Origin of the sequence: Bradyrhizobium xenonodulans, from assembly GCF_027594865.1 — a bacterium.
GTDB classification, from domain to species: Bacteria; Pseudomonadota; Alphaproteobacteria; order Rhizobiales; family Xanthobacteraceae; genus Bradyrhizobium; species Bradyrhizobium xenonodulans.
The window spans coordinates 6973945-6985935 of record NZ_CP089391.1; the positions used below are offsets into that span (position 1 = coordinate 6973945).

Below are 11991 nucleotides of genomic sequence, written 5' to 3' on the forward strand. Positions count from 1 at the left end.
AACCTTTGAATAACAACTTGGCGCATGCGTCATCTTTTTCCCGATCAGAATGGGATTTTTTCCCGGCCAAACATTGGAATGCGATGCTAGCGGTCTCTTCTGGTGCAGTCCCACGCGAGGAGTCGCCGATGTTTTGCAGGGATGCTCATTCCTCACGTGCGACAAAACGCTGCTCTCGCATGCAATCGCAATTGCCCGGAATCTGACGCGGTGTGTTGGTGCGTGCGATTTCGCTCGTAAGACTCGGTAACCTCGCTTTGCGAGGGGCTAATCGCTGCTTGCAAAGGCCGGCGAACGCGCAAACGCCGGCGATCACAGTATCGATGTCGGCGTGGCTCTTAGCTGACGAACAACAACATGCGGTTCACATCGGGTCCCCGATTCAAGTGGAATAGGCCGAGCGCAGTCTTGACTGAACTCGTCAACGGCGAGCTTGGTGACGTCCGGCGACGTCGCAGGAATGCCGCCACTGTCGATCGATGCATGCGATTGCGCTCGCGAGCCGTTCATCGACGTCTAGGGCGCCGAATAATAGCTGCCGATATCTGCTGCGATTGACCTCGATCTTGACACTGGTTGCAGGGTCGCACCTGAATCGCTCACGTTGAAGCGGCGGATGAGTGCAGCGAGCCATCGGCCTGCCGGCTGGCCGAGACGGCGCTCCGCCGAGGAGCTCGGGATTGTGCGAGGCCGCGGCCGGAACCAGCGTCTTGCGTCCTCGCTCAGGATGTTACCTTCGAAGAGCGTGAGGCCGATGGGCGCCAGTCGTCGGCTCCGGCCGACCGAATTTCCCACGTTCTTCGCCAAGATCGAGGCACAAACACACACCTTATTCTCATAACGCGATCTTTGGGCGCGTTGCAGGATCTGGGCCACTGCGATCAACAACGTAAGACTTCGCAGCCAAATGTCGTCTCGCGAAGGGGCGCGGACTTAGGACATGGGCTGTGTTTGCTTTCTGACATAGGGCAGAATTCCAACAGTCGATTGCCCGAGAGCCGTCCGGCGCTCGCCCCGGCGACCGATCTTGCCGTGATAGCTCCCGAACCGCCCTTGATTCGCCGCACGCGCTCTCAAAGCCCGAGCTAGGCCCAACGAACGTTCAGCCACAAGCTTGCGCGAATTCGTGCGACGAGCACGTCGACAGGACTTGATTCGCACGTAGCGTCAAATTGTAGCTTCGGCAAACAGGCCGCCACGGCCTTCAGAACAGCCGGCGCAGGTCAGTGCCTCGCCGGGGAGCATCGCATGACGCTGCCAATGTACCGACTTTCAAACCAAGGCTTGCGGCTCGATCGTGCTGGGACTGCAAGGGCTGGCTTAGCGACCAGACTCGGCTGCGCGCAGTCGGCTGAGATTGACAGAGCGATCGCAACCCCGCGAACAAACAACCAGATCGCTGCATCTTAACCGCCGCCTTTTGGCTCGTGCACCGCCAACGAGCCAGGCGACGCCACGTCAGCTGTGCGAAACGGATTTCTCGCTAGACCGTCAAGCACACTCTTAATGGCGACTGCCGTCTGCGTATCAAGAGGGACAAGAATATGGTCGATGCAAAACTGCAAAGTGTGCTCTCTTCTCTGGCGCAGCCGGCTAAGGATCTAGAAGCCCAGTCGCCCGGCCAGCGGGCGCCAGATGCGCGTTACGTGAAACTAAACACCAATGAGAACCCATTTCCACTACCAACAATGGTATGGCGAAGTGCAATCTCGGCGCTCGAGCGTCAGTATCTGTATCCGGAAGACGATAACATCGGTTTGAGGGAGGCTGCCGCCAATGCCTACGGCTTCTCAAAGGACCATGTGATCGCCGGCAACGGATCGTCGGAGCTTCTCGGCCTGATCTACAGGGCCTTTCTTGCGCCGGGCGATAGCGTCGCAATGCTGTCTCCCGGGTTTTCGTTCAATCGTAAGCTAGCTGTGTTGCAGAGCGCTAAATTTCTTGAAGTTTTGTGGAGCGACTCGCATTCGATTCCGATTGATCAGCTGCTCTTCGGTCCGGCAAAGGACGCCAAGTTCATCTTGTTGGCTAATCCGAACAATCCGACGGGGACGTTCGCCCCCATCGCCGACATCGAACGCCTCGTGGCACAATCTGACCGCTTGGTCGTGTTGGATGAAGCCTATGTCGACTTCGCACCTGATAACGGTCTACGGCTCGTCCGCCGCCACCCCAATCTTCTGCTTCTCAGAACGCTTTCAAAGAGCTATGCGGCCGCCGGCATTCGCGTCGGCTTTGGCCTTGGTCATCCAGAGCTGATTGGAAGACTGCGGAATATCCAGAACGTCTTCAACATGAATGTCATAGCGCATGCGGTCGGCGTCAGCATCCTTTCACATCGCGCGGCCTACGAAGAGAACCATAGACACATCAGGCACGAGAGAGAACGAGTTGCGGCCGCACTGCGTCATTTCGGGTTCCGCGTCGCGCCCTCTCATACCAATTTCTTGCTGGCGCGTGTCCCGAACGGACAGGACGGCAGGTGGTGGCACGCCGCACTGGAGAGGGAAGGAGTACTCGTTGCCGTTTTTCCAGATGACGGCCTCGACCACTGCATCCGCATCAGCATTGGCACAAAAGAACAAATGGACTCGTTTTTAGCGGCCGTTGCCGCGATCTCAGAACGCCTGAAGCGAGGTGGATAGCCAACCGCGCGTCGATGTCCACTCTCTTCGTTATACTGCTGATGAAACAGGAAGCCGATGATAGCAGCTCGAGCCAGGCGAGGACCCATGCAGGTGACGGCTAAGTGACCGCGCGTTGAGTGCTTGCCCCTGCGCGTGTTGCAGGGCTGAAGCGAGACAACGATCTCGTGCGCTCGACGCACGGGCACCCATCGAAGTTCAGACCCGACGGTCGTGAGATGTGGCCATAATAAATGCGGCGCCCTTAAGCCTTCCTGGGGAACGAGCAGGCATTCCGCCCAAAAAGGATCTATGCAAATGACACAACAGCCTTCGTCAAAACTCACCTGCGGGATTTTCGATCACCTGGACGACGACGGCCGCGATGTTGGTCGTCAATACGAAGATCGCCTTATCTTGGCGGAGGCATGCGATCGCCTCGGCTTCTATGCGTATCACGTGGCAGAGCATTGCACGCCCCATGGAAGAGGTCCTTCGCCGGGTCTTTTCCTGTCGAGTGTCACCCAGCGTACGCGGCACCTTCGTCTCGGCCCATTTGTCATGCTGCTCAACTTCTATCATCCGCTCCGCGCTTTTGAGGAGATCTGCATGCTTGATCAATTGAGCGGCGGCAGGCTCGAGCTGGGTCTCGGACGTGGTGGCCTTCCAGTCGAGTTAAGCTGTTTCGGGATTTGCGAGGATGCGGCGCCAAGCCGGTACGAGGAAGCCAATGACATCCTCCTAAAGGCCATGACGGGCGGAGCCTTGTCGTACCAAGGCCGACATTTCCAGTTGAACGAGGTTCCTCTGACATTAACGACGCACCAGCGTCCATCTCCCCCGATATGGGTGACCACCAATCGGCTCGACACGGCAATTTGGGCCGCTGGCAATGGCGCGAACCTCGCCTGCGTGGGTCCCTCCGTCGGTGTTCGCAAAATTTCCGATGCTTACCGCACACATCGAGAGCGCAGTCCCTGCGCCCCTGATCGCGGGCCATTTGTTGGATTGCTGCGCATGGTCGTGATTGGGCGATCCGAGACGGACGCTTATTCGCTGGCCAGATCCGCCTACGAGCAATGGCTGCGGAGCTTCAAATTCCTCTACGAGCTCAATGATATCCCGACGCCACAGGCCCTTCCGCCGACATTCGATGCGGCAATCGAGAGCGAATTGTGCGTCGTCGGAACACCAACGCCCGTCCGACGCCTTCTGCTCAATCAGCTGGAGGAGGGAGGCGCAAATTACCTGCTTTGCCAGCTCGCATTTGGGAATTTACCACTAGATGCATCGCTATACGCCGCAAGAACCATCCAATCCGAGCTGCTAGGCCATCCCTAAGTCGTCATTTGGTACAGCAAGCCACCGTTACTCGTTGCCGTTTTTCCAGATGACGGCCTTGACCACTGCATCCGCATCCGCATCAGCATTGGCATTAGCTGCAGTTGCCGCGATCTCAGAGTGCCTGAAGCGAGGTGGATAGCCAACCGCGCGTCGATGCCCACTTATTTCGTTATCCCACTGATGGAACGAGAAAACGATGATAGCGGCTCAAGCCAAGCATTGACCTATTACAACTGACGACCAAGTGGCCGCGCATCGAGCGCTTACCGCAGCGTCACGGAGGCGGAACGGAACAACGATCTCGTCGCTCGATCCGACGGCACCTATCAAAGCTCAGACCCAACGCTCGCGAGATGCGGCCAAAACAAATACGGCCCTTAAGCCCTGCCCAGAAAACGAGCAGGCCTTCCCCTCAGCAAGGATATATTCTAATGGCACAACAGCCTTCGTCAAAACTCACCTGCGGCATTTTCGATCACCTGGACGACGACGGCCGCGATATTGGCCATCAATACGAAGATCGGCTCATGTTGGCGGAGGCATACGACCGCCTCGGATTCTATGCGTATCACGTGGCAGAGCACCATTGCACGCCCCACGGAAGAGGCCCTTCGCCTAGTCTTTTCCTGTCGAGTCTCGCGCAGCGTACGCGGCACCTCCGTCTTGGCCCATTGGTGATGCTGCTTAACCTCTATCACCCGCTCCGCGCTTTTGAAGAGATCTGCATGCTCGATCAATTGAGCGGCGGCAGGCTCGAGCTGGGTCTCGGGCGGGGCGCTCTGCCGGTCGAGTTGGGCTACTTTGGAATTTGCGAGGATGCGGCGCCAAGCCGATATGAGGAAGCCAACAACATTCTCCAGAAGGCCATGAGGGGTGGAGTTCTGTCCTACCAAGGCCGACATTTCCAGTTGAGTGAGGTTCCTCTGACATTAACGACTCACCAGCGTCCATCTCCCCCGATATGGGTGACTACCAATCGGCCCGAGACGGCCATCTGGGCCGCGGGCAATGGCGCTAACCTCGCCTGCGTCGGGCCCGCCGCCGGCGTCCGCCAAATTACCGATGCCTACCACACCCATCGAGAGCGCAGCCCCAGCGCCCCTGATCGTGGGCCATTTGTTGGCTTGCTGCGCATGATCGTGATTGGGCGATCTGAGTCGGACGCTTATTCGCTCGCCAGATCCGCTTACGAGCAATGGCTGCGGAGCTTCAAATTCCTCTACGAGCGCAATGACATCCCGACGCCACAACCCCTTCCGCTGACATTCGATGCGGCAATCGAGAGCGAATTGTGCGTTGTCGGAACGCCGAGCTCCGTTCGAAACGTTTTGCTTCATCAGCTGGAGGAAGCAGGCGCAAATTACCTGCTTTGTCAGCTCGCATTTGGTAATTTGCCGCTAGATGCTTCCCTCTACACCGCGAGGACGATCCAATCCGAGTTGCTCGACCAATCCTGAGTCATCATTCTGCCGTTTCAACAGCAGCTCGCCTTCTATGCCCGTTCGCATTTCGTTAAAGCGCGGAACCACCCACGACCTCGATCTTCGCCTACTCCATCAGGCGTTGGTCGCGCTGAAACAGCATCACGACAAATGCGTTCGTCCGCGTTTGCAACGCGCGCGTTCAGTCCACTTTCCTCCTTTTGCGTGCGCAATCTCTAAATTGCGCGTGTCCTCCGAGGCAGGAACAGCGTCAGCCGTCACGATCGCCGTTGCCACATCGGGCAGATCGGTCTGGCGGCCAAGGCGTGCATGCAGCGTGATCCGGTCGAGCTCGCCTTCCCACCAGGACACGAACACAACGGCAACGCCATTGCCTATGATATTGGTGAGTGCGCGCACCTCGCTCATGAACTTGTCGATCGAGAACACGATCGCCATCCCTGGCACCAGAGCGGGGTTGACCGCGGACAGGGTGGCTGCCAGCGTGATGAAGCCAGCTCCGGTGACGCCGCTCGCCCCTTTTGAGGTCAGCATCGCCACGATCAAAATCGTGAGTTGCTGGTCGAAAGCGAGGTCGAGCCCGAGGGCGCGCGCGATGAACAACGTCGCGAGCGTCATATAGATGTTAGTGCCGTCGAGATTGAAGGAATAGCCAGTCGGCACCACGAGGCCGACCACGGGCTTCGAACAGCCCAGCCGCTCGAGCTTCTCCATCAACTGTGGCAGCGCACTCTCTGAGGACGATGTGCCGAGCACAATCAAGAGCTCGTCTTTGAGATAGGCGATGAACTTGAAGATGGAGAAGCCAACGAACCGCGCGATCAGCCCGAGAACCACGATCACGAATAGCGCGGCGGTCGCGTAGAACAGCGCGATCAATCCGATCAGATTGGCCAGCGCCGCGGGTCCGAACTTGCCAATTGTAAATGCCATGGCGGCGAACGCTCCGATCGGCGCGGCCTTCATAATGATGGCGATCACGCCGAACACGGCCTGCGCGGCGTCGTCGATCGTGCTGCGCAGCCTCTCGCCGCGCTCTCCGAGCGCCATCAGTGAAAAGCCGAGCAGAATCGCAAACAGCAGCACCTGCAGGATGTCACCGCGCGCGAGCGCGCCGACTACGCTGTCTGGAATGATGCTAAGCACAAAGTCAACGAACTTGGTCGCCTTTGCCTGCTCGACATAATTGGCGACTGCGGTCGCATCGGGCTTGGCGGCAAGGCCGCGGCCGATCTGGAACAGATTGCCCATGACGAGACCAATCACGAGCGCGAGGGTAGAGACGATCTCGAAATAGACCAGCGCCTTGATCCCCACCCTGCCGACCTTCTTCGCATCCTGAATATGAGCGATGCCGGAGACCACGGTGCAGAAGATGATCGGCGCGATCACCATCTTGATGAGCTTGATGAAGCCGTCGCCGAGCGCCCTCATCCAGTCAGAGGTGGCAAGCGACGGCCAGCCCCAGCCGACGATGATGCCGAGTAGGATTGCCAACAACACCTGGACGTAGAGGACCTTATACCATGACCGAGACGCCCGCGCGGTTGGCGCAGCTGCAATGGTTGTCATAACGCTCCTCCCAGGTTTGGCGGCGATCCCGCTTGACGGGGTATCGGAGCTGTTCCGACACCATCCCGCGAGCGAACTTCTGACCAGGAATCGTAGGCCGGAGCATCTCGATGACGAGCGGGTCTCTCGCTCTTCATCGACAAGCGCCGATGGCGTTCCCTTTACTACGCGTTCACTGCCGACTTCTCTTGGCCAAGCCAAGGTTCGGCTTCGAGTTGACTGCGCTTAAGCTCGTTTGGAGAGCTCAGCGACAGGCGCATCATCATTGTCCGGATCAAGGCGACTGCTCGTTATCTCCCAAGCCGCGTCGAGCGCTTGATACATATCCGCGATCAGGTCGCTTGCGTCCTCCAAGCCCGCGTGAACCCGAATCAGCGGTCCAGCGAGTGCAAGCGATGGTTCCGCGCGCTTCAATGGGTCGACATGCATCACCAGGCTTTCATATCCGCCCCAGGACCAGCCGATACCAAAAAGCCGCAACCTATTGAAGAAAGTCGAAAGCTGCAGCTGCGACATCGGTTTCAGCGCAACGCCAAAGAGGCCGCTCGCCCCCGAAAAGTCTCGTTTCCAAAGCGCATGGCCAGGATCGCCTGGACACGCCGGGTGCAAGATGTTGTCGACGGCTGGATGCGACTGAAGGCTTTGGGCCAGCTTGAGGCCATTGTCCCAATGACGCTTCATGCGGACGGCCAGGGTACGCAGTCCCCTCAGGGCCAAATAGATGTCGTCCGGCCCAGCGATCTCCCCGAAATCATGGGCACTTGATCGCAACGCCGACCACGCCGATTCGTTGGCGGTCGCGACACCAAGCAGCGCGTCTGAATGGCCGACGATATATTTGGTCGCCGCTTGGATCGAGATGTCGACGCCGTGCGCAAACGGCTTGAAATACAGGGGCGTTGCCCATGTGTTATCCATGACCACTAGCGCATCGGCGCGACGGGCGGTGGCAGTAAGCGCAGGGACATTTTGCACCTCGAATGTGAGAGACGAAGGTGATTCCAGATAGATGGCCCGGGTCTTCTGGGTGATTTTCGCCGCAAGCTCTGCAGGCTGCGTTGGAGAGAAGTATTGCACCGTGATCTGAAGTCTTGAGAGAACCTCGTCTGCAAATGTCCTGAGAGGTGTATAGACGCCGTCGCTGATCAGAACGTGGTCGCCTGCGCGCAGAACGCCGAGAAGCGAATGCGTGCAGGCAGAGAGCCCCGACGGAAACAGGAGCGAGCGATAGCCGCCCTCCAGTTCGCAAACGGCAAGCTCGAGTGCCCGGGACAGAGGCGAGCCAAAGCGGCCGTAGTTCGCCGTCGGATCGCTTTGCCTGCGCGATTCGTAGTCCTCCAGGGTTTCCGAAACAATTGTGGAGCCCCGGTAGACGGGCATGTTGACCATCCCGGAATGTTCGGCGGGCGCACGGCCGAGACGAGAAAGCCGGGTCTCGATGTCCAGGCCCTTGCTGTCCTCCAGGTACTTCATTGCTTATTTCTTTTGAGATTGTGTTCGGCCTGGCCAGCGGGAAGGGCACCAGGTGCGGTTCGGATGGCCCTAATCGATGCGAGTCGTTTTCGTAGGTCGCCTCCTCGTTCCAAATGAAATCGGCTCGCTCCTTCGCACCAGAGCCACCTGCGTTGCGTTCGCCTCATCAAGATTGGTCGCACATCAGGACGGCGCAGCATCAAAGCGCGCTCCCTTGCAAGATCCACCAACAGGCCGGCATTCACCGCCTCCTATCAAGTCGAGCCAAATCCTTTAAGCGCATCGAAGCAAGAGGCGGGCCAAACATGCTGCGCCTTCGATCGCAACGGCTCATCGTGAATGCGCAGCGGCGTGGGCCTCGCGCGCGCACTTTGTCTCGAACGAAACAAGTCATGTTGAGAACCTGCCATTATCGGGCGACTATGCGCGAACTGTCTTTTCCCGATGATGTTGTGAACGAGGTAAACCAGCAGCGTGCGTGCCGCGTTTGATGCCAGTGCGGTCTTGATCGCTTAAACCTTCAGCCGGTCACGGACCGTGACGTGATCCGTCATGAGGGACCAGATAGTGGCTGTTTCCGGTTTCCGGGTCGTGACGATCAGAGGAAATGGAACGACATGATAGCACTCGCTCGATTCTCTACGATCGTCGCTGATTCAGTGCACGCGCCTGTCGTGATCGCTCTGGTTCAAGTGCAATGACGCCTTCACTTCCATATTGGAGTTGACGCGCACGCCCTTGGATTTGATACACGATGGACCACTGCGTGTTGCGTCGGTTTGATCATGAGTGACGAGCGCGAAACCTGACGCGGCGTTAGATTCAAGCGCTTCTGGAAGCGAGAATGTTGCGCGACAGCTACAGCAATTCGCGACAGCACTGTTAAGACGCGCGTGGCGCAGGGGACATGTGAAGGAGCGTATTCGAAATGAAGAAGTTGTTGCTTGTGACTGCCAGCATCGTCGCGTTGATCGGGGCAGCACCCGCATTCGCCGCCGATCTCGCTCAGCAGCCCATCTACACCAAGGCACCGCCGCCGCCAGCACCGGTCGCGGCCGCAATCTATGACTGGAGCGGTTTCTATCTTGGTGCCAATGGCGGCTGGGGTTCGACCCATAGCTCCTGGGATTTTGGAGGCGTCACGCCCGAGGGCTCTCACGACGCGAGCGGCGGAACCGTTGGTGGCCAGTTCGGCTATCGCTGGCAGACGGGCCAGGTGGTTTTCGGTGTCGAAGGCCAAGGCAACTGGGCCGATTTCAGCGGCTCCAATGTCAGCACCGCCTTCCCGGGCAACATCAATCAGACGAAGACCGGTTCGTTCGGTCTGCTTACAGGCCAGGTCGGCTATGCCATCAACAACGTATTGCTCTACGCCAAGGGCGGTGCCGCGGTGACCGGCAATACCTATCAGATCAACACTCTCGCCGGCGCGCCGCTGGCGAGCACCGACAATACCCGCTGGGGCGGCGTGGTCGGGGCGGGCATCGAACTCGGCTTCGCGCCGAATTGGTCGGTCGGCGTCGAGTACGACCATATATTCCGGCACGACGCTAACGTGAACTTCAGCACCCCCGCGGGTGCGGTCGCTAGCGATCGCGTCGGGCAGGATTTCGACCTGCTGACCGCGCGGCTGAACTACAAGTTCTGGGGCCCGGTCGTTCTCAAATACTAACTCCATCGCGTTAGAGCGGCGGATCGAGAGCCCCGGCCCCCAGGCCGGGGCTCTTTTTTCAGCTGTTCATTTGCCTCCAACAACGAGCTGCGCGCGTTCTCGTGCAGGTCAGGGTTGCGCCACGACGCTAAGCTTGCGTGTCGCATGGCACTACATTGCGCCGGGCAAGCCCATGCAGAATGGCTTCATCGAGAGCTTCAACGGCCGGCTGCGGGATGAATTGCTGAACGAGACGCTGTTCACGTCACTGGCCCAGGCCCGCGTCGCACTCGGATGCTGGCGGGCCGATTACAACGATGCACGACGACACTCGCAGCTCGGATGGAATACGCCCTCCGAGTTCGCCTTCACCTGTCACCCGCGCCGGGATCTGGCGCTGCGCTATGCCGAAAGCTCCGCGCCAGCTCCCGTCGCTACCACCGCCCAACTGGGCAAATCCAACTGCCAGGGCGAACTCAGGATTGGATAAAACTTGGGGGCAAGGCCAGGAGAAGGAAATCAAATACGCCTGCTCTTCAATGCCGACCAAGGGCAACTTCGGCCACTTGAGGAGCTGAAGCTATTTCACCTTGGCCTGCAAAGAGGCGCAGGCGGCTGCCGCAGGTGGAGTGCGGCCAGGCAAGCAGAATAACCTTCGAATTTCTTCCTTCGAGCACAGCTGGCTCACCTAGACCAAGTTGACCGGCAACATCAGCATCTTGCTTTTGACGAAATGAAACCAGAGATGCCTTTCATCCCGCCATCCCCGAGGCGCACGGTCCTGCATTCTCTGACGTCACCGTCAATCCCTAACCGGCATCATTTCGTACCCCGAACCTCTCGCAGATAACGCCGCTCGGGTTATCGAAAGATCGGGGTCAGCGGGCCATTGCTGGTAAGCGGATTGAATTCAAGGACGATTTCTTTGACGGGTTGCGGCTGACTTTGCGCGGACGACCAATTGAGGTGCTTGGGACGGCCATAGTCGAATGAGATAGTCTCGGGCCGGTTCGGACTACCAACAGTATTGGTCCATTCGATATTGGTCGTACCTGGGGGCAGAGGCGGCAGATGGTCCTCAAGGTGATCCGACATGAGGTCAATTTGGAAACAAACGGAGCCTGCGCAGAATACAAACAAAATATGCGGCACCAAATCCTTTGGATCGCTTCGACGAAGGAGTGCGCCCGCTAGAAGTTCGGGTGCGTTGCCGATCGAGGCAAAAGAGACCCCCACGTCGAGATGCGGAAATTCAAGCGCGTCATCAGGATCGAGGAGCCATGCGCGCAAGCTGCTATAGTTTGCAATTTCAGCATCGGGAAGCAAGGCGATAGCCATTTTGACGAGCGCCTTGTAGGCGTATCTTGGTTTGAATGGGTCGTTCGCTATCGGGAATTTCAGAAGCAATGCTCCCTCCGGAGTAAGGCCCATTTGCTCCGACGTTCCCGAATCGACCGAGCGGATGAACAGCAAGGGCCGATCCCTTCCATCGCGGCGAGACAAGACCGCGGGGCCGGCTGATCGTCCTGTCTGCCTGACCTTGTTGGATTTCCCCTTCGTAGCACCAAGTGTCAGCAAAGGCGCCACGGCTCTAACGATGGCGTCATCATATCTTGAGAACAACTGGTTGCACTTGTCACACTCGTCGCGAGAGATCACCCAGCGATTTCCCAGGCCTTGAGGAAAGGCGTGCGCCTCGCTTTTGAAAACCCGCCGGTCGCTCTCGCCACAATAGCGGCACTGTCCCTTTTGGCCGATATATAACTTCGTGCTCTCGGTCGACGCTTTGACTTGCGCCAAGAGCGTATAACGCCCGCCCAGTCTAGCCTCACCAATTCCGGGTCCCTTATCCATGTGCCCCAAGGTTCACGGACCTCTCGCTCAA

At 58.4% G+C, this 11991-nt stretch carries 7 protein-coding genes and 2 pseudogenes; 5 read left to right on the plus strand and 4 right to left on the minus strand.

The genetic code is table 11. The features are described 5' to 3' along the window. The first annotated feature begins 1544 nt into the window (after positions 1-1544). The 3 genes from hisC to I3J27_RS33140 all read left to right on the plus strand — a co-directional run bounded on the left by hisC (position 1545) and on the right by I3J27_RS33140 (position 5425). Positions 1545-2645 carry a histidinol-phosphate transaminase gene (gene hisC, locus I3J27_RS33130; protein WP_270163085.1) on the plus strand — a complete coding sequence of 367 codons (1101 nt, stop codon included), beginning with the start codon at positions 1545-1547 and terminating at the stop codon, positions 2643-2645. Between the two features lie 297 nt (positions 2646-2942). Continuing rightward, positions 2943-3965, plus strand: coding sequence for an LLM class flavin-dependent oxidoreductase (locus I3J27_RS33135; RefSeq protein ID WP_270163086.1), 1023 nt, complete (start codon positions 2943-2945; stop codon positions 3963-3965). Between the two features lie 434 nt (positions 3966-4399). Beyond that, positions 4400-5425 (plus strand): LLM class flavin-dependent oxidoreductase, encoded by a 1026-nt coding sequence (locus I3J27_RS33140; RefSeq protein WP_270163087.1) that lies wholly within the window; start codon positions 4400-4402, stop codon positions 5423-5425. 126 nt (positions 5426-5551) lie between these two features. On the opposite strand, the gene dctA is transcribed toward I3J27_RS33140, so the two are convergent. Together dctA and metC are read right to left on the minus strand one after the other, a co-directional pair. After that, entirely contained in the window at positions 5552-6982 is a 1431-nt protein-coding gene (gene dctA / locus I3J27_RS33145) for a C4-dicarboxylate transporter DctA (protein ID WP_270172934.1), read from the minus strand. A gap of 225 nt (positions 6983-7207) precedes the next feature. Further along, positions 7208-8455, minus strand: a complete 1248-nt coding sequence (metC, locus tag I3J27_RS33150; RefSeq protein ID WP_270163088.1) for a cystathionine beta-lyase — start codon at positions 8453-8455, stop codon at positions 7208-7210. 928 nt (positions 8456-9383) lie between these two features. On the opposite strand from metC, the gene I3J27_RS33155 reads away from it, so the two are divergent. Continuing rightward, positions 9384-10127, plus strand: a complete 744-nt coding sequence (locus tag I3J27_RS33155) for an outer membrane protein (protein WP_270163089.1) — start codon at positions 9384-9386, stop codon at positions 10125-10127. A gap of 136 nt (positions 10128-10263) precedes the next feature. After that, a pseudogene (locus tag I3J27_RS33160) lies at positions 10264-10596 on the plus strand (integrase core domain-containing protein); the annotation flags it as partial. A gap of 371 nt (positions 10597-10967) precedes the next feature. On the opposite strand, the gene I3J27_RS33165 reads toward I3J27_RS33160, so the two are convergent. Together I3J27_RS33165 and I3J27_RS39405 are read right to left on the minus strand one after the other, a co-directional pair. Continuing rightward, entirely contained in the window at positions 10968-11579 is a 612-nt protein-coding gene (locus I3J27_RS33165) for a hypothetical protein (RefSeq protein WP_270163090.1), read from the minus strand. A 186-nt stretch (positions 11580-11765) separates the two neighbouring features. After that, positions 11766-11960, minus strand: a pseudogene (locus I3J27_RS39405) (hypothetical protein); the annotation flags it as partial. Positions 11961-11991: the final 31 nt, after the last annotated feature.

Bases quoted from the DNA above. Each gene is read 5' to 3' on its own strand.
- I3J27_RS33135 (WP_270163086.1), top strand. From the start codon at position 2,943: ATGACACAACAGCCTTCGTCAAAACTCACCTGCGGGATTTTCGATCAC.
- I3J27_RS33140 (WP_270163087.1), top strand. From the start codon at position 4,400: ATGGCACAACAGCCTTCGTCAAAACTCACCTGCGGCATTTTCGATCAC.
- dctA (WP_270172934.1), bottom strand. From the start codon at position 6,982: ATGACAACCATTGCAGCTGCGCCAACCGCGCGGGCGTCTCGGTCATGG.
- hisC (WP_270163085.1), top strand. From the start codon at position 1,545: ATGGTCGATGCAAAACTGCAAAGTGTGCTCTCTTCTCTGGCGCAGCCG.
- I3J27_RS33155 (WP_270163089.1), top strand. From the start codon at position 9,384: ATGAAGAAGTTGTTGCTTGTGACTGCCAGCATCGTCGCGTTGATCGGG.
- metC (WP_270163088.1), bottom strand. From the start codon at position 8,455: ATGAAGTACCTGGAGGACAGCAAGGGCCTGGACATCGAGACCCGGCTT.